Source organism: Aeromonas sp. QDB20 (assembly GCF_027707805.1).
Lineage (GTDB): Bacteria > Pseudomonadota > Gammaproteobacteria > Enterobacterales > Aeromonadaceae > Aeromonas > Aeromonas dhakensis.
On record NZ_JAPCJC010000010.1, the window covers coordinates 38,400 to 55,859 of the forward strand.

The window sequence follows — 17,460 nt, forward strand, 5'->3', positions numbered from 1 at the left end:
ACGCGCTGCGCTGGCAAGGAGCTGCAACATGTATAGCCGTTTGATTACCCCCGAGCGGATCCACCCCTGGGGTGACGAAGAATTGCTGGAGGCGACCGAGCAGGATCGCGCCCGCATCGTGCAGGCGGCGCCGGTGCGCCGGCTGCAGCAGAAGACCCAGGTCTTCCCACTCGACGTGAAGGCCTCGGTGCGCAGCCGACTGACCCACTCGCTGGAAGTACAGGAGACCGGTCGCCAGATCAGCCGCCGCGTTCTGGCGGCCCTGCCGGCAGGCGCTGTGTGCGAGGGGGCCTTCGTCAATCTGGTGGAGATGTCCTGCCTGTTGCACGACGTCGGCAACCCGCCGTTCGGCCACTTTGGCGAGCAGGTGATGAGCCAGTGGCTGGCGCAGGAGCTGGACGGCCTGTTTGTCGCTGCTCTGGGCAAGGCGCCCAGCCCGCAGTGGGCCGAGCTTCGCCAGGATCTGCTGGTGTTTGATGGCAATGCCCAGAGCCTGCGGCTGGTACACAGCCTGCACGAGTTGAATCTGACCCTGGGGCAGCTGGCGGCACTGTGCAAATATCCACAGCAACCGCCGGCGGGCCGGCAGGCAACCCCCTACTATGGCCAGCATCATGGCTGGAGCAGCAAGCGCGGCATCTTCTTCAGCGAACAACCCCTCTACAGCGCCCTCGGCCAGAGCCTGGGGCTGGCCGCCGGCTGTCGTCACCCGCTGGTCTACATCATGGAGGCGGCGGACGACATCTCCTACTGCATCGCGGATCTGGAAGATGCGGTGGATCGGCGCATCCTCGGCCTCGGCGAGCTGCTGCAGGCGCTGCGGGAGGCGGATGGCGGTGACTACATGGCGGCGTTGCTGAGTGCGGCCGTCGACTCGGATCGCGGCTTCTTTCCCCATTTCCGCCAACGGCTGACCCGGGATCTGGTGGCGCTGGCCGCCAGCACCTATGTGAGCGAGCACGCCCAGATCCTGAGCGGCGCCTATCCTCAGGCCCTGCTGCACGGCCAGGCGCCGGCGGCGCGGGTGCTCGACATCCTCAAGCGGGTCGCTCGCGAGCTGGTGTTCATGCGTCCCGAGGTGGAGGCGCTGGAGCTGGAGGGCTATGCCGCCTTGCGCGGCGTGCTCTCCACCTACGCCTGCCTGCTGGCCCTGCCTGCTGCCCAGTTCGAACGCCTGCTGGCGGGGCAGGGGGGCAGCGAGCTGTTCTTTGCCCGCCGGCTTTACCATCGCCTGTCGGCCCGCCATCTCAAGGCCTACCGACTGGCGGTGGCCAGCCGGGATCCCCGTTTTGCCGAGGAGGCGGAGCAGGAGTGGTATTACCGGGTGCGGCTGCTGCTGGATTACGTGAGCGGCATGACGGATACCTATGCGCTGGAGGAGTTTCGGCTGCTGTCCGGGATCTGAGCGGGACGGCGTCAGGCTCTCTGTTCCGGATGAGTATTGATAGATGACTCACCTCCCCATATGGGGGGTGAGGTTCTTGTATAAAATTCGGTCTTTTTTTAGACTGTGGCAACTTGTTCAACTTTCACACGGTAAGGAGACGGATATGCAACATTCAATGTTAAACGTTGCGTTCGACCGCTGCATCAGCAGCGCGAAGACTCGTGCTCTTTTTCTGCCGCGTGGAGGAAACAGGTAACACCTGCTTTTCATCACCCGCGGTTGTCCCGCAGGGTGATCTCTTCTCTCCGGGGGAACCGCACGTTCAACTGGAGAATATTATGTCTATCGAACTGACCCTGCTGCGCACCGTCGAAACCCTGGTCCAGAAACGGATCACCCGGCTGGAACGCCGCACCCGTTATCTGCACCTGTCGCCCGCCCTGCTCAAAGACATCGGTCTGGAAGGGCAAAATGTGCAGATCGCCCACATCCGTGAGCAGGAGTATCAAACCGGCTTCCGGCTTGGGAACCGAATAACCTGATAAGGTGGGGCCTGGCCCCCTTCTTGCATAAAAATGGCAGGCATTAGCCTGCCATTTTTCGTATCCGCACGAGTTCTGTTGCGAATTTTTATTCGCACATTTTGCCAAAATCCCTATGATCGCTCTCCGATCTGTTCAGGAGTCATCCATGCTGCGCCTCTGTTATCGCGCCATTCTGTTGTGCTGGTTTGCTTGCTGGAGCCATGTGGCTGCGGCAGAAACCTCTCTGGACAAGGATCAGCTGGGACTGACGGAGCGGCTGTGGCTCGCCTCGCGCAATGACCTGGTGGTGGGCATGCCCTCGATGGCCTGGCCCCCCTACATCTATACCAATGGCCGGGGCGGCTTCAACGGCCCGCTCGACGACTTTGCCAACCAGATTGCCGGCCGGCTGGGGCTGACCGTGCGCTACAAGACCTATCCCTACTATGCCGATGCCCAGCAGGCGCTGCTCGATGGGGAGGTGGACATGCTGATCGGCGTGACGCCCAGCCAGTCGCGTCAGGAGAAGATGCGCTTTACCTCGGATCTGATGACCCTGCCGCGCGCCGTCCTGCTGACGCGGGAAGAGGGGGAGCCGACCCTGGCCGCGGCACGCCAGTTGCGCTGGGTGTGCGAGCACGGCTTCAGCTCCTGCGAGGAGCTGACCCAGCTCGGGATGACCCAGCTGACCGAGGCGGACAGCAGCGACGAAGCCGTCTTCATGGTCAAGAAGGGGCTGGCGGATGCCTATCTCTCCGATCTGCCCTCGCTGATGCGGCTGCAGCGCCTGCAGCCGCAGACCGGGCTCAAGGTGATCACCCCGGAGTGGGTAACGGATACCTCGCTGGCCATGGCGGTGAGGCTGGACAATCAGGGGCTGCGCGATCTGCTGGAGCTGGCCCTCAACGACATGTCGCTGGATGAGCGCCGCCGCATTCTGGAGACCGGCGGTATCGTCGACTACGAGCTGGCCAACGGCCCTCGCCAGATAGTGTTCAACCAGAGCGAACTGGACTGGCTGGCCCGCCACCCGACCCTGCGCTTCGGGGTGGCTCCGGACTGGCCGGCGGTGAGCGAGATCGATGGCAATGGCCAGCTCAAGGGCTTCATCGCCGACCTGCTCAAGCTGGTGAGCCTGCGATCCGGCCTGCACTTCAGCCTGGTACCCACCAGCAGCTGGGCCGAGACCCAGAGCCTGCTGCAGGCGCGCAAGCTGGATTTCATTCCGGCCATCACCCCGACTGCCGAGCGGCGCCAGTACGCCCTGTTTACCCCCGACTACGCCTTCATCCACCGGGTGATTGCCGCCAGGCAGGGGAGTGAAGAGCTGGCCAGTCTCAACGAGCTCAAGGGACGCCGGGTGGGGATCGTCGGCGGCTCGGTGGAGGAGCTGGTGCTCAAGGAGGTGGGCGCCAACCCTGTGGCGGTGAGCAGCGACACCAAGTTGCTGCCCCTGCTGGACGGGCACCAGGTCGACTATGTGCTGATGAGCATGACTACCCTGGAGCAGGCACTGCAGAAAGGGTTTAACAACCGCTACCAGGTAGTGTTTTCCGGCAACGAGCTGAGGGTGCCGGTCGCCATGGCGGTGCATCAACAGGATCCCATGTTGCAGCAGATCCTGACCAAGGTGCTGCTCTCCATCCGGCCGGAAGAGATGACCAAGCTGGAGCACAAGTGGCTGACTCTGACCATCCAGACCGGCATCAATCCGACCACGGTGGCGCTCTGGTCCGCCTTAGGGCTGGGGGCCTTCCTGCTCTGCGTGCTGCTGTTCATGGGCTGGAACCGGACCCTGCGTCGCCAGATAGTGCAGCGCCAGCTGGCCGAGCACAAATTGAACGAGCAGCTGACGTTTGTGCAGACCCTGCTCAACTCCCTGCCCAACATGGTGGTGCTGCGGGATCGCGAGCAGCGCATCACCCTGTGCAACCGGGCCTATCGGGATGCCTTCATCGGCGACCCGATGAAGGAGGGGGGCGACGATCTGGACCGCATGCCGGCCAGAGAGCGGGCTCGGGTACTGAAAGAAGAGCAGGAGGTGTGGCAGAGCGGCGCACAACTGGAGGGGGCGGGCAACAGCCGCCGCCAGGATGGCTCCATGTTCCACGTCATCTATACCAAGCGCCCCTACACCTCCCCGGATGGAGACATGCTCGGTGTCTTGACCGTGCTGACCGACGTGACCCGCATCAAGGAGGCCGAGGCGCGGGCCCGCAAGGCGGAGACCCGCCTCACCCAGATCACCGACAGCATGCCAGGCATCGTCTATCAGTACCTCTGGATCGGACCCGGCAAGGGACGCTTCCTCTATGCCTCGCAGGGGGCGAGCGAGATCCTGGGGGCCAGCCGGCAGGAGATGCTGTCGGCCGAGTCGGGGGGGGAGGTGTTCGGCTTTACCGAGGAGGCGCTGCAGGACTTCGTCAGCAAGGTGGCCAACCATGCTCAGACCCTGGCCCCTCTCGATCTCGAGGTAAAGGTGGAGCGGCCTGAGGGGGCGCGCTATCTGCAGGTGCGCGGCAGTTTCGTGCCGCAGGAGGAGGGGCACCTGATCCTCAACGGGGTGATCCAGGACATCACGGCCCTCAAGCGCCAGGAGCACGAGCTGAGGGAGGCGCGGGCCTATGCCGAGCAGGCGATGCAGGTGCGCAGCCGCTTCCTCGCCACCATGAGCCACGAGCTCAGAACCCCCATCTCCGGCATGCATGGCATGCTGGAGCTGCTGCAGATGAGCGAGCTGAACGAGGATCAGCGTTACCTGCTGCGCAACGTGGTGACCTCCACCAACAACCTGCTCTATCTGGTCAACGATGTGCTCGACTTCTCCAAGATAGAGGCGGGCCAGCTGCAGCTCCATTATCAGGAGTGCCGGCTTGCCTCCGTCATCTGTGACGTGATCCGCGGCCATGCCACCCTGGCCCATGGTAAGGGGCTCAGAGTGACGCTGGACTGGGGCACCGAGGTGCCGGATCAGGCCCGCATCGATGCGGTGCGGGTGGGTCAGGTGCTCTCCAACCTGCTCAACAATGCGGTCAAGTTCACCGAGCGGGGCGAGATCCGCATCCAGGTGGGTCTGCAGGCCGAGCGACTGGCCATCACGGTCAGCGACACCGGCATCGGTATCGCCGAAGAGAAGCAGGATCGCCTGTTCACCCCGTTCGAGCAGGTGGAGTCCGACATAACCCGACGTTTCGGCGGCACCGGGCTGGGGCTGGCCATCTGCCACCAGCTGGCCCAGAAGATGGGAGGCACGCTGACGCTCGAGAGCAAACCGGGGCACGGCACCCGGCTCACCTTCGAGTTCCCGCTGAGCGAGTGTCAGTGGGATGCCCCGCCGCTGGCCGGCCAGGAGTGGTGGCTGTTTGGCGAAGATGTTGCCTTGCAGAGCGCCATGCAGCGGCTGGGGGCCAGGCTGCATCGTCTGGATCCACAGCAGTGGCAGCAGCCCCTCAACGGCCTGTTGCTGGCGGAGGAGAACTGGCTCGAGCAGGCGCTCGGCAGCGACTGGCTGGGCCATTTACAGCGATCGACCCTCAAGGGCATAGTGCTCTCCCCGCAGGAGGCCCTGCGCGGTCGCATGGGGTCGAGTGCCTGGTGGCGGCTGGGACAATCGCCGCTCTATCCCGACCTGCTGCTGGAGACTTGCCATCAGTTGCTGGGGGAGGCGGCGATCAGCCCGGTGGAAGCCAATGCGCCCAAGTTGCAGGGGCGGGTGCTGGTGGCCGACGATCACCCCATCAACCGCGCCCTGCTGGCCCGCCAGCTGGCGATCCTCGGCGTGGATGCAGAGGTAGTGGATGACGGCGACAAGGCCTTGCGCACCTGGCAGGGGCAGGGATTCGCCCTGCTGCTGACCGACTGCCACATGCCGGCGATGGATGGTTACAGCCTGACCCGGGCGCTGCGAGAGCAGGGGGTATCGGCCCCTGTCATCGGGGTGACGGCCGACACCTCCGAAGAGGCCGGCCTGCAGATGCAGGAGGCGGGCATGAACGACATGTTGTTCAAACCCTATACCCTGGATACGCTGCGGCAGGTGCTGATGCGCTGGCTGCCGGTGAGCAGCCAGGGGCAGGAACCCAGCCTGGCCCCTGCCCCTGCCAGCGAGCAGGGGGAGCGCTGGATCTCGCTGTTTGGCGATGAGGCGGTGGCGCGCAGCATGGCGCGGGAATACCTGGATTCCAATCGCCAGGACGGAGATGACATGATGCAGGCACTGGCCAGGCAGGATACCTATGCCCTGGTGGAGACGGCGCATAGGATCAAGGGGGCTGCCCGCATGGTGGGGCAGCAGGCATTGGCGGAGGAGGCGGCCCGGCTCGAAGCGGCGGCCCGCCTCAAGCAGCTGGACGAGCTCAGCGAACTGAGCCAGACGGTGCTGGCGCTGATGAAGGCTATTACAGGTGAAATTGGATTATGGCTAGATGAACAAGACACAGCATGAGTTGGTGATCATGGTGGTGGAAGATCACGCCTTCCAGCGCAAGGCGTTGATGCACCAGATCCGCGGGCTCGGTTACGCTTCCCTGCTGGAGGCGCAGGACGGGGTGGAGGCGCTGGCCATGTGCCAGCGGCATCAGGTCGACATCCTGTTTTGCGATCTGCGCATGCCGGGCATGGATGGTATGGCGCTGCTGCGCCGCCTCTCCCTCGGTGGCTTTCGCGGCGGCATCATCCTCTCCAGCGCGCTGGAGGATGATGTGGTCGAGGCCGTGCTGCGCATGAGCGCCGCCTATGGCTTGCAGGTGCTGGGGCGCATCGAGAAGCCCTCCAGCCAGCAGCAGATCAGCCAGCTGATCGGGGCCTGGCGCCCGCAGCAGGAGCGAGCCCAAGAGGAAGATGGCCACCGTCTGACCCTGGATGAGCTGAGCCTGGCGCTGGAGCAGGATCAGCTGCTGCCCTGGTATCAGCCCAAGGTGAGCTTCGGCTCCGGCCAGTGGGTCGGCATGGAGGCGCTGGCCCGCTGGCAGCATCCGGAGTACGGCCTCATCTCGCCGGCTCGCTTCATTCCGCTGGCAGAGCACAACGGCCTCATTGATCAGCTGACCGAGGTGATCATCAGCAAATCGCTGCGGGACGGCCACCTGTGGGAGCAGACCGGGCTATCCCTCAACCTCTCGATGAACCTCTCTACCACCTCGCTGATCGAGGGGGATCTGTGCAACACCCTGATCAACCAGTGCCAGCGCTGGAGCATCAATCCCGAGCTCATCACCCTGGAGGTGACCGAGAGCGCGTTCGTGCAGGATCTGGGCAAGTCGCTGGAGGTGCTGACGCGCCTGCGCATGCACGGTTTCGGCCTCTCCATCGATGACTTCGGTACCGGCTACTCCTCCATGCAGCAGCTGGCCCTGCTGCCCTTCACCGAACTCAAGCTGGATCGCTCTTTCGTCGATCACTGCTTTGAGGACCCCTCTCGTTTGGCCATAATAGAGTCAAGCATCGAGCTGGCCCGCAAACTGGGGCTCAAGTCCGTCGCCGAAGGGGTGGAGGATGAACTCACCTGGCGGCTGCTGGCGCGGCTGGGGTGCGACGTGTGCCAGGGCTTCTTCTCTGCCCGGCCCATGCCGCGCGAGGAGTTGATGGGATGGCACGACTCCTGGCGTGAACGGCTACCGGCGCTGCTCGGGGAGTGAATGTCGGGCAGGATGCCCGCAAAGAAACAAGGACGTTCATGAAAATTTCAAGCAAGCTGCTGCTCAGCTTCTGTTTTATCAATCTGCTGGTGATCCTCTCTTCCAGCCTGGTCTACCACCAGCTCGGCCGCATCGGACAGGCCGGCAGCGCTCTGATGGAGCAGGCCCTGCCCGCCCTGCAACGGGATGAGGCCAGCCAGAAGGCGCTGGTGGCGACCATCTCCTCCCTGCGGGCCTATCTCATCCTGGGCAAGGATCCGGCGCAGGCCGACCGCCTCAAACAGGAGTGGGAGGGGGCCTGGCAGGTGATCGAGCATCAGCAGTTCACCGCCGAGCTTGCCCGCTCGCTCAAGGCCTTCAAGACCAGCCAACAGAAGGTGTGGGACATTGCCCAGACCGACGAGAATCTGCCCGCCCATACCTTGATGTTGCAGGAGGCGGGGCCTTTGGCAGAGTCTGCCCTCGATCAACTGCAGTCCTTTGCCAACGAAGAGGTGGCGACCCCGCAGGATCAGCTGCCCGGTGATCGCCGCCTGCTGCTCAAGCAGGTGGGGGATGCCTACAACGGCCTCTCCAATGCCCTCTCCGCCCTGCGTGACTTCCTCATCTCGGGGGATCCGGACTATCGCACCAAATACCAGGACTATTACCAGTTCCACCAGCAGCGGGTGGCCGAGCTGAAGCAGCAAGAGGCCAACTTTACCGAGGCGCAGAAAGGGATCTGGTCGCTGTTCGAGGAGATGTCGGCCCCCTTTGCCGAGCTGGTGGGCCAGGTGATCGAGAAGCGTCAGGCCCCGGACTGGGATCAGGCCAATTACCTGATGGCGACCGAGATTGAACCCGCCCTCGGCCAGCTGGCGACCCAGCTGGCCGGCCAGGTGACCGAGACCCGTGCCGAGGTACAGAGCATGGGCCAGAAGATGACCAGCGCCGGTCAGGCCATCAATCGCACCCTGCTGCTGGCCACCCTGACCGTGATCGTGCTGGGCACCCTGGTGGCGCTGCTGTTCAGCCGCCGCCTGACCCGTGACATCGCCAGCCTGGTGCTGCGGGCCGATCAGGTGGCCAATGGCCGGTTGCCGGCCCGCCCCCTGCCGGTGCAGAGCCAGGATGAGCTGGGCGGGTTGACGGGCTCCATCAACCAGATGTCCGGCCAGCTGCGCCAGCTGGTGGGGGAGATCCAGGGGGCGGTGGGGCAGGTAGACGGGGCCTGCGGTGAGGTGAGCAGCACCACCCGCGCCATCGTCACCGATCTGGCCAGTCAGAATCAGCGGGTCGATACGGTGGCGGCGGCCATCGAGCAGATGTCGGTCAGCACCCGGGATGTGGCGGGCAATATCGCCGAAGCGGCGCGGGCCGCCCAGCAGGCCGAACAACAGACCCGCCAGGGCGGCCACGAGCTGGCCCGCATGACGGCTACCATGCAGCAGATTGCCGCCATGATTGCCCAGGCGAACGAGGCGATGGGCCAGCTCAGCAGCCAGAGCGAGCAGGTGGGACGCGTCACTGAGGTGATCGCCACCATCGCCGAGCAGACCAATCTGCTGGCGCTCAACGCCGCCATCGAGGCGGCGCGGGCCGGCGAGCAGGGGCGCGGTTTTGCGGTGGTGGCCGATGAGGTGCGGCTGCTGGCGAGCCGCACCAGCCAGTCCACCGAGGAGATCAGCCAGACCATCGCCAGCATCCAGCAGCAGACCCGCCAGACCGTCAACACGGTCGGCAGCGGTACCCGGCTGGTGGAGGAGGGGCGCGGCGCCGTCGACTCGGTGACCGCTACCCTGGATGCCATGCTGCAGCTGGTGCAGGACTTGTCGGGTCAGCTGGGAGCCATCGCCACCGCGACCGAGCAGCAGTCTCGGGTGGCGCAGGAGGTGGCGGGCACGGTGGAGGAGATCGCCGGGCTCAGCCGGCAGTCGAGCCAGCGCAGCCAGCAGGGGGAGGAGATAGTGGCCAGGCTGGCGCAGGATACCGGCCGCTTGACGGCGGTGATCAGCCGCTTCGAGCTGGATGCCTGAGGCGGACAAGGCCCATGAAAACGGGGCAGGCCGCTTGGTCTGCCCCGTTTCTTTTCAGCCTTGCTGGCAAGAGATGGTTGCTCTGGCCTGGCGGGTCAGTCCAGCCGGCGGAAGGACTGGTTGTCGAAGCTGCTGCTGGTCTCCTGATTGAGCAGGCTCACCAGCAGGATCGCGCGTTTGTCGCCATCCGGCTCCAGATAGATGGCCTCGAAGCCGGCCAGCGGACCGGATTCTATCAATACCTTGTCGCCCTGGGTCGGCAGATTGGCGTAGCTGGCGCGCGCCTCGTCGCTGTCGTCCCGGCTCATCAGCTGATAGACCAGCTGGCTGTTGATGGCGGTCCACTCCCGCCCGAAGTGGATGATGCGGCTGATGCCGCGGGTGGACTTCAGGGTGACCGGGGTGACCTCTTCCAGATCCACGTAGATGAACAGGTAGTTGGGGAACATGGGCTCCCGCACCGGGACTCGCTTGCCCCGCCGCAGTTTTTCAATTTCCACCATGGGATAGTAGGACTCGATCCCCTGGGCTTCGAGATGGGCGCGGGCGCGGGCCTCTTCTTTTGGCTTGCAGTAGGCCAGATACCATTTTTTCATGTGATGAATATGTTCGTGTTGCCGTGCTCGCCGATATGATAGCGGCAGCAATAAAAAAGGCCACGCATTGCGTGGCCTTTTTTGCCGAGTGAGTGATTACCAACCTTTCACCAGGCCGCCTTTGAACAGTTCCAGCCCTTTCTTGTAGACGTCGTCGGTCTGGAAGGCCTGTACGAACTGTTTGACCTTCTCGTCGTCCTTGTTGTTGTCGCGGGCGACGATCAGGTTGACGTAAGGGGACTCCTTGTCCTCAACAAACAGGCCGTTCTCGGTCGGGGTCAGGCCAATCTGACCGGCGAAGGTGTTGTTGATGATGGCCAAGTCCACGTCTTCCAGCGAGCGCGGCAGCTGGGCAGCTTCCAGCTCGACGATCTTGAAGTTGCGCGGGTTGCTGGCGATGTCCAGCACGGTCGCTTCCAGACCGGCACCCTCTTTGAGCTTCAGCAGACCCTGCTTCTCCAGCAGGATCAGGGAGCGGCCCAGGTTGGTCGGATCGTTCGGCACCGCGATCTGGGCGCCATCTTTCAGCTCGGAGAGGGCCTTGATCTTCTTGGAGTAACCGGCGATCGGGTAGACGAAGGTGTTGCCGACCGGCACCAGCTTGAAGCCGCGATCACGGATCTGGGCATCCAGATAGGGTTTGTGCTGGAAGGCGTTGACGTCAACGCTGCCATCGTTCAGGGCCACGTTCGGGGTGACGTAGTCGGAGAAGTTGACCACCTCGACGGTCAGGCCGTATTTCTCCTTGGCCACTTTGGCGGCCACTTCAACCAGTTCGGTCTCGGGGCCGGCGATGGCGCCCACCTTCAGGGTCTTGTTCTCTTCCTTTTGACCGCAACCGGCCAGTACCAGGGTAGCCAGCAGGGCAGCCGCAACGGATTTGATGCCAAATTTCATAAAACCTCCTGTCAGAAATCGACGATTAACGATGATCACATTTGTTGACCAGGCGCTCACCCGCGCTCTGGATGAGTTGAACCAGCACTACCAGGATCACGACGGTGACCAGCATGACGGTTGGGTCAAAGCGTTGATAGCCGTAGCGAATACCCACATCGCCCAGTCCACCGCCCCCGATGGCACCAGCCATGGCGGAGTAGTTCACCAGCGTGACGAGGGTGATGGTGACGCTGTTGAGGATGCCGGGCAGGGCCTCGGGCAGCAGCACCTTGGTGATGATTTGCAATGGCTTGGCGCCCATCGCCTTGGCCGCTTCCAGCAGGCCGTCCGGCACCTCCATCAGGGCCCCTTCCACCAGGCGGGCGATGAAGGGAATGCAACCGACGGTCAGCGGCACGATGGCGGCGATGGTGCCGATGCTGGTGCCGACGATCAGCCGGGTCAGCGGGATGATGGCGACCAGCAGGATGATGAAGGGCACCGAGCGACCCACGTTGACCACCATGCCCAGGGTACGGTTGAGCAGCGGGTTGGCCAGGATCTGACCAGCCTTGGTCACGTGCAGCGCTACGCCGAGCGGCAGACCGAGCAGGCAGCCAAACAGGGCGGAGGCAAACACCATGATGAGGGTGTCGCCCAGGGCCGTGAACAGCAGATTAATCATTGCTTCGGACATAACCCATTACCTCCAGCTGAATATGGTTGTCGATGAAGAACTGCTGGGTGGCCTCGCACTGGGCCTCATCCCCGAACAGTTCCGCCAGCAGGAAGCCGAACTTGACGCCGCCGGCGTACTCGATGTCGGCGCTCAGAATGCTGATGTCGATGTTGAAGCGGCGGCTCGCCTCCGAGATGAGCGGCGTGTCGACCGTGCTGCCGGTAAAGCCGAGTTTCACCAGCGGATAGCTGGCAGGTACCCGGTCGCTACTCATCCGATCCTGATACTCCTGGGGTACTTCCAGGTGAATGGTGGAGTGGATGAAATCCCGTGCCAGCTGGGTCTTGGCATTGCTGAAGAACCAGGCCACTTCGCCCTGTTCGATCAGCCGGCCGTCGCTGATGATGGCCACTTCGTCGCAGATCCCCTTCACCACGTCCATCTCGTGGGTGATGAGCAGTATGGTGAGCCCCAGCTTGACGTTGATCTCCTTGAGCAGGGTCAGGATCGAGCGGGTGGTCTGCGGGTCGAGGGCCGAGGTGGCCTCGTCGCACAGCAGCACCTTGGGGGCCGGGGCCAGCGCCCGGGCGATGGCGACCCGCTGCTTCTGACCGCCGGATAGCTCGGACGGATAGGCGTGGGCGCGGGCTTCCAGCCCGACCAGCGCCAACAGTTCGGTGACCCGATTCTGGATCTTGTCCTTGCTCCAGCCCGCCAGCTCCAGCGGGAAGGCGATGTTGGCGGAGACGGTGCGGGAGGCCAGCAGGTTGAAGTGCTGGAAGATCATCCCGATCTGGCGGCGAGCCTGGGTCAGATCCCGCTCGCTCAGGGCGACCAGATCCTGGCCGTCGACGATGACCTGGCCATCCGTCGGGCGCTCCAGCAGGTTGACGCAGCGGATGAGGGTGCTCTTGCCGGCACCGGAGGCACCGATCACCCCGAAAATTTTGCCTTGCGGCACATGCAGGCTGACATCACGCAGGGCGTGCACGGCATCACTGCCTTTACCGTAGACTTTGTTGAGACCGATCAACTTAATCATGGATTCTTCCGTGCTAACAGCCTTAAAGCACAGGGCGCTACAGGCGGGTGAATTGGGCAGAGGTTTCACTGGGTTGCTCTGTCATCATGGAGGATGATGCTAAGATGTCTGGATGGCCATGTCAACGCGTGTTTATACATCTAGACGTCTAAAAAAGTACTAAGGATTGCCACTTGTTGACTAAGGCCGACGGTGATCCGGTTCACATCAATATTGTATTTGGCAGTGTAGTAGGATTGCCGAATATCAGATGGTAAATGCACCATTATCACTTCCTTTATTAGTCGTGAGACGGATTCAGCTGCTCATCCTTTTACTCCCCCCGGGTTGGCACAAATCATTCCATTTTGTATCGATCGCTGCTTTCTTGGCCGGCTTCTTGATGCAGCACAACAAGGGCCGTGCTTTGGCTTGGCTTGCAATTGCCTGTTTTTTATACTGAATGGGCACGACATACAGGAGGGCAACCTGATGCGATTTCAACAAATCAAAGACTTGCTGCTCTATCTGGAGCAGGTGCATCACCAGCTTGGACTCTGTTACGGGCGCCTCATGACCCAGGTGGATGGCGAGCGCAGCCGGCTGCTGCTGGTCTATCTGCAGCAGCGGGAGGAGGCGGCGGGTACCCAGCTGGATGACTACCTGAGCGAACTTGGCGAAGGGGTGAAGGAGACCTGGCTGGAGCGGGGCTTCAGCGAGGATCTGCTGCCCGGGATCCGGCGCCTGAGCCTGCCCGCCATGGCCCAGACCCAGGACATAGTGCAGCTGGTGTGCCGGCAGGAGGAGAAACTCATCGGCGAGCTCAGCCATCTGGCCCGGGAGTGTCCGACCGAGGAGACGGTGCGGCTGCTCGGTGGCCTGGCCACGCAGGAGCAGACCCGCCTGACCCGGTTGGTGCACGGCGCCCATCGGCTCGACGACCTCTAGGGGATGGCCGCCGTCGGCTGAGATGTGCGGCGCGTAGTGAAAAATGTGTGAGGAAAACAGCAGAGGCCCGGCAATGCCGGGCCTCTGCTGTTTGTTGTGCACGACGGGCTCATGCCGACTGGCGGGCGGCGGTCAGCTCGGCGGCGTGCAGGGCGGCGCCTATGATGCCGGCCTGATTGAGGTTGGCGGCCGCCACCAGCGGGGCACGGGTCTCAATCTTGTCGATGAACTTGTCGAGCTTGGCGGCGCTGCCGCCGCCCAGGATGAAGAGGTCGGGGGAGAAGAGAAACTCGAGGCGAGCCAGGTACTTGTTGAAGCGCTTGCCCCAGCGGCCCCAGGAGAGATCCTCGCGCTTGCGCACCGCGTCCGAGCAGTAGTGCTCGGCCACCATCCCTTCCAGCATCAGGTGACCCAGCTCGGTGTTGGGCAGCAGCTGGCCGTTGACGAACACGGCGGTGCCGATGCCGGTGCCGACCGTGATGAGGATGATCACCCCCTGGCGATCCCGGCCGTTGCCGTAGCGCATCTCCGCCAGACCGGCCGCATCGGCGTCGTTCAGCACGTGGCAGGGCTGGCCGGTCACGTCGCCGAACAGATGAGCGACGTCGGTCTCAATCCAGCTCTTGTCGATATTGGCCGCACTCTTGGCGATGCCGTTGTGGATGGTGGCGGGAAAGCCGCAGCCCACCGGGCCCTTCCAGTCGAAGTGTTCCACCAGCGCCTTGAGGGTATGCGCCACGGCGGCCGGGGTGGCCGGCTGCGGCGTCACCAGCCGGTGGCGTTCGCCAATCAGCTCGCCCGTTGCGGTGTCGACCAGGCATCCCTTGATCCCCGAACCACCGATATCCACTCCCAACATCTGCATCAGCTTGTTCCTTTTGTTGTGCCGACCATCGACCGTCGGCAGAGCATGAAAAAATGACCTGGATCCGGCAAGGGGCAGATCGTCTATGCGTGATCCGGCAGACCTTTTTCGATGCAGCGGATCAGCAAGCGGGTCTTTTTGTTGTCATCCTGCTGGCGCCGGGCCAGGGTCGTCAGCGCCCACTCGATATGTTCGGCCACCATGGGCTCGGCTTCCGTCAGCGCCTGCTGCAGGGCCACAATTACCTCCTGACTGGCCGGACCGTTGCCAAGGGCCACCGCCAGGTTGCGGCGCCAGCGCTGATAGCCGATGCGGCGAATGGGGCTGCCTTCCGTGTGCTTGAGAAACTCGCTCTCGCTCCAGCCCCACAAGGTCAACAGCGGTGGGCGGTGCAGATTGGGGCGCGGGCTGAAGTCGGGCTCTGGGCTGGCGTTGGCGTAGCGGTTCCAGGGGCAGATGAGCTGGCAGTCGTCACAGCCATAGATGCGGTTGCCCATCAGCGGCCGGAACTCTGCGGGGATGGGGCCGTCGTTCTCGATGGTGAGATAGGAGATGCAGCGGCGGCCATCCACCACGTAGGGGGCGACAATGGCGCCGGTGGGGCAGATGTTGATGCAGGCCACGCACTTGCCGCACTGCTCTTTCTCCACCGGGGCGTCCAACGGCAGCGGCAGGCTGAGCAGCAGCTCCCCCAGAAAGAAGAAGGATCCCGCCGACTCGTTGAGCAGCAGCGAGTGTTTGCCCACCCAGCCGAGGCCGGCCTTGGCCGCCAGCGGCCGCTCCAGAATGGGGGCCGAGTCGACGAAGGGGCGCCAGCCCAGCGCCTCGCAGCGCCGCTCGATGCGCTCCCCCAGCTGCTTGAGCCGGCTGCGCAGCAGCTTGTGGTAGTCGCGACCCAGGGCATAGCGGCTGATGTAGCCGAGGGTGGGGTCGCGCAGGGTGGCGGCGAAGCCCGCCTCGAACGGGAGATAGTTCATCCGCACCGACAACACCCGCAAGGTGCCCGGCAGCAGCTCGTGGGGGCGAGCCCGCATCATGCCGTGGCGCGCCATGTAGTCCATGCTGCCGTGATAGCCAGCGTCCAGCCAGGCTTGCAGCCTGGGCTCTTCGAGGGTGAGATCCGTGTCTGTGATGCCGGCCTGGTCGAATCCTAGCTCGCTCGCCCAGAGCTTGATATCTTGGGCCAGTTGATGAAGTTCGGCCGTGGTCATGGCGCTGCCGGTCCTGCTGGCGGGCGACCTGAGCGTGCACCGGGATGGGAGTGTACTGTCATGCTGTATCGCATCTCTGGGGGCTTGCTGCCAAGGTTAACCGATGGGGGCGTTTGCCGCCGTCATACTGCATCATGAGCCCGGTGCCCGCCGGACCGGATCAATGGATGAGAGTCAGGAGCCGTCATGGAACAGGTCATCGGGGATGCTATCAGCGGGAAAGAGGGGCAGAGCTTACCACAATCACTGTGGCGGACTGAACAGATCCGTGCCCTGGAGCGGGAGTGGGCCGAACGCGAGGGGCTGAGTCTCTATGCCTTGATGGAGCGCGCCGGTGCGGCGCTGCGTACCTACGCCACCCACCACTGGCCGCACAGCCGGTGCTGGTGGATCTTTACCGGCCCCGGCAACAACGGTGGCGACGGCTACGTGCTGGCCCGCCTGGCGAGACAGCTGGGTCTTGAGCCTCAGGTGATCGCCGTGCGGGATCCCGCCGAACTGACGGGGGATGCCAGGCGGGCCGCCGACGAGTGGCTGGCGATGGGGGGCACAGTAGTGTCGCCCGAGGAGCGGGAGCTCGACCGGCTGCCGGCCCCGGATCTGGTGATAGATGCACTGCTTGGCACCGGTGTCCATATCCGGCTGTCACCTCTCATGACAAGGATCGTCGCAACAATCAATGGCTTGCAGGTGCCAGTGTTGGCGGTGGATCTCCCCTCCGGCCTCAATGCCGATACCGGCTGCGCCATGGGAGCCGTGGTGCGCGCCAGCCGTACCCTCACCTTCATCGGCATCAAGCAGGGCATGCTCACCGCCGACGGGGTGGATTGCGTCGGTCGACTCGACTGCGACACCCTCGGCGTCACCGCGCCGCCCAAGTGGCAGGCTGCCGCCGAGCGTGTCGATTATCCTTCTCTTTGCGCCAGGCTGACGCCGCGCCAGCGCTCGTCCCACAAGGGCTCCCACGGCAAGGTGTTGCTGGTGGGGGGCAATGCGGGGATGCAGGGGGCCATCGTGCTGGCCGCGCGCGCCTGCCTGCGGGCCGGTGCCGGTCTGGTCCGGGTGTGCCAGCATCCTGATCACCTGCCCGCCAGCCTCTATCAGGCCGAATTGATGGGCAGTCAGGCCGGGGGGGATGAAAGCTGGGCCTCGGTGCGGGTGGTGGGGCCGGGTCTGGGTCAGGATGAGTGGGGTCGGCGCCATTTTGAGTCATTTGTTAACGAGCGGGTGCCACTGGTATTGGATGCCGATGGATTGAATTGGCTGGCGCAATGTCCCCGTCATCAGGATAATTGGGTGCTCACGCCCCATCCGGGCGAGGCGGCCCGCCTGCTGGGCTGCACCATTGCCGAGATCGCCGCGGATCGCTTTGCCGCGGTGCAGCGTCTGCAGCAGCGCTTCGGCGGTGTGGTGCTGCTCAAGGGGGCGGGGACGCTGATCCACGACGGCAAGGGGATGGCGCTCTGCAACGAGGGCAATCCCGGCATGGCCAGTGGCGGCATGGGCGACCTGTTATCTGGTATAATCGCCGCCCTTTTGGCCCAGGGCTGGTCTGCCGCCGAGGCAGCCCGACTGGGCGCCGTGATCCACGGGGAAGCGGCCGATCTGGCCGCTGCAGACGGAGAGCGGGGCATGCTGGCATCAGACCTGCTGCCCTTTATCCGTCGACTGGTTAATCCCGACACCATAACAAGTTAAA

Annotated in this window: 13 protein-coding genes; 7 read left to right on the top strand and 6 right to left on the bottom strand. The window is 63.8% G+C overall.

What is annotated here, in order from left to right; all coding sequences use genetic code 11:
* The first annotated feature begins 28 nt into the window (after positions 1–28).
* The 5 genes from dgt (at position 29) to PG897_RS13465 (ending at position 9,562) form a co-directional block, all read left to right on the top strand.
* Entirely contained in the window at positions 29–1,405 is a 1,377-nt protein-coding gene (gene dgt / locus PG897_RS13445; RefSeq protein WP_201889705.1) for a dGTPase, read from the top strand.
* Positions 1,406–1,725: 320 nt separating this feature from the next.
* Positions 1,726–1,929, top strand: a complete 204-nt coding sequence (locus PG897_RS13450; RefSeq protein ID WP_005304283.1) for a hypothetical protein — start codon at positions 1,726–1,728, stop codon at positions 1,927–1,929.
* A 148-nt stretch (positions 1,930–2,077) separates the two neighbouring features.
* Positions 2,078–6,355 carry a transporter substrate-binding domain-containing protein gene (locus PG897_RS13455; RefSeq protein WP_042005864.1) on the top strand — a complete coding sequence of 1,426 codons (4,278 nt, stop codon included), beginning with the start codon at positions 2,078–2,080 and terminating at the stop codon, positions 6,353–6,355.
* Complete coding sequence (locus tag PG897_RS13460) at positions 6,336–7,547, top strand: EAL domain-containing response regulator (protein WP_017787669.1); 1,212 nt, start codon at positions 6,336–6,338, stop codon at positions 7,545–7,547. Before PG897_RS13455 ends, PG897_RS13460 begins: the two co-directional genes overlap by 20 nt.
* 38 nt (positions 7,548–7,585) lie before the next feature.
* Positions 7,586–9,562 carry a HAMP domain-containing methyl-accepting chemotaxis protein gene (locus PG897_RS13465; protein ID WP_054544633.1) on the top strand — a complete coding sequence of 659 codons (1,977 nt, stop codon included), beginning with the start codon at positions 7,586–7,588 and terminating at the stop codon, positions 9,560–9,562.
* Positions 9,563–9,657: 95 nt separating this feature from the next.
* On the opposite strand, the gene rfaH is transcribed toward PG897_RS13465, so the two are convergent.
* From rfaH to metN, 4 genes are all read right to left on the bottom strand, one after another.
* On the bottom strand, positions 9,658–10,158 hold the full coding sequence (gene rfaH, locus PG897_RS13470; RefSeq protein ID WP_019840631.1) for a transcription/translation regulatory transformer protein RfaH: 501 nt from the start codon (positions 10,156–10,158) through the stop codon (positions 9,658–9,660).
* A 96-nt stretch (positions 10,159–10,254) separates the two neighbouring features.
* Positions 10,255–11,055, bottom strand: coding sequence for a methionine ABC transporter substrate-binding lipoprotein MetQ (metQ, locus tag PG897_RS13475; RefSeq protein WP_005304269.1), 801 nt, complete (start codon positions 11,053–11,055; stop codon positions 10,255–10,257).
* Positions 11,056–11,080: 25 nt separating this feature from the next.
* Positions 11,081–11,734, bottom strand: coding sequence for a methionine ABC transporter permease (locus PG897_RS13480; protein ID WP_011704854.1), 654 nt, complete (start codon positions 11,732–11,734; stop codon positions 11,081–11,083).
* A complete protein-coding gene (metN, locus tag PG897_RS13485) occupies positions 11,715–12,758 on the bottom strand; it encodes a methionine ABC transporter ATP-binding protein MetN (RefSeq protein WP_005304262.1) in 1,044 nt (347 codons plus the stop codon). The genes PG897_RS13480 and metN overlap by 20 nt, the downstream gene beginning before the upstream one ends.
* Before the next feature lie 471 nt (positions 12,759–13,229).
* Between metN and PG897_RS13490 the strand changes: the two genes are divergently transcribed.
* Positions 13,230–13,685: a hypothetical protein gene (locus tag PG897_RS13490; protein WP_201881781.1), complete on the top strand. Its 456-nt coding sequence runs from the start codon at positions 13,230–13,232 to the stop codon at positions 13,683–13,685.
* Between the two features lie 109 nt (positions 13,686–13,794).
* Here the strand turns inward: PG897_RS13490 and ppgK are convergent, their stop codons facing one another.
* Both ppgK and queG read right to left on the bottom strand, forming a co-directional pair.
* On the bottom strand, positions 13,795–14,550 hold the full coding sequence (gene ppgK / locus PG897_RS13495) for a polyphosphate--glucose phosphotransferase (RefSeq protein WP_005304254.1): 756 nt from the start codon (positions 14,548–14,550) through the stop codon (positions 13,795–13,797).
* A gap of 83 nt (positions 14,551–14,633) precedes the next feature.
* Positions 14,634–15,761: a tRNA epoxyqueuosine(34) reductase QueG gene (gene queG / locus PG897_RS13500; protein ID WP_201885116.1), complete on the bottom strand. Its 1,128-nt coding sequence runs from the start codon at positions 15,759–15,761 to the stop codon at positions 14,634–14,636.
* 186 nt (positions 15,762–15,947) lie between these two features.
* Here queG and PG897_RS13505 point away from each other — a divergent pair, with 186 nt between their 5' ends.
* Entirely contained in the window at positions 15,948–17,459 is a 1,512-nt protein-coding gene (locus PG897_RS13505; protein ID WP_042009095.1) for a bifunctional ADP-dependent NAD(P)H-hydrate dehydratase/NAD(P)H-hydrate epimerase, read from the top strand.
* Position 17,460 lies beyond the last annotated feature (1 nt).

What these genes read in the sequence shown, in the direction of transcription:
- metQ (WP_005304269.1), bottom strand. Translation starts at nt 11,055, where the DNA reads ATGAAATTTGGCATCAAATCCGTTGCGGCTGCCCTGCTGGCTACCCTG.
- PG897_RS13465 (WP_054544633.1), top strand. Translation starts at nt 7,586, where the DNA reads ATGAAAATTTCAAGCAAGCTGCTGCTCAGCTTCTGTTTTATCAATCTG.
- queG (WP_201885116.1), bottom strand. Translation starts at nt 15,761, where the DNA reads ATGACCACGGCCGAACTTCATCAACTGGCCCAAGATATCAAGCTCTGG.
- ppgK (WP_005304254.1), bottom strand. Translation starts at nt 14,550, where the DNA reads ATGCAGATGTTGGGAGTGGATATCGGTGGTTCGGGGATCAAGGGATGC.
- metN (WP_005304262.1), bottom strand. Translation starts at nt 12,758, where the DNA reads ATGATTAAGTTGATCGGTCTCAACAAAGTCTACGGTAAAGGCAGTGAT.
- rfaH (WP_019840631.1), bottom strand. Translation starts at nt 10,158, where the DNA reads ATGAAAAAATGGTATCTGGCCTACTGCAAGCCAAAAGAAGAGGCCCGC.
- dgt (WP_201889705.1), top strand. Translation starts at nt 29, where the DNA reads ATGTATAGCCGTTTGATTACCCCCGAGCGGATCCACCCCTGGGGTGAC.
- PG897_RS13455 (WP_042005864.1), top strand. Translation starts at nt 2,078, where the DNA reads ATGCTGCGCCTCTGTTATCGCGCCATTCTGTTGTGCTGGTTTGCTTGC.
- PG897_RS13450 (WP_005304283.1), top strand. Translation starts at nt 1,726, where the DNA reads ATGTCTATCGAACTGACCCTGCTGCGCACCGTCGAAACCCTGGTCCAG.
- PG897_RS13460 (WP_017787669.1), top strand. Translation starts at nt 6,336, where the DNA reads ATGAACAAGACACAGCATGAGTTGGTGATCATGGTGGTGGAAGATCAC.
- PG897_RS13480 (WP_011704854.1), bottom strand. Translation starts at nt 11,734, where the DNA reads ATGTCCGAAGCAATGATTAATCTGCTGTTCACGGCCCTGGGCGACACC.
- PG897_RS13490 (WP_201881781.1), top strand. Translation starts at nt 13,230, where the DNA reads ATGCGATTTCAACAAATCAAAGACTTGCTGCTCTATCTGGAGCAGGTG.
- PG897_RS13505 (WP_042009095.1), top strand. Translation starts at nt 15,948, where the DNA reads ATGGAACAGGTCATCGGGGATGCTATCAGCGGGAAAGAGGGGCAGAGC.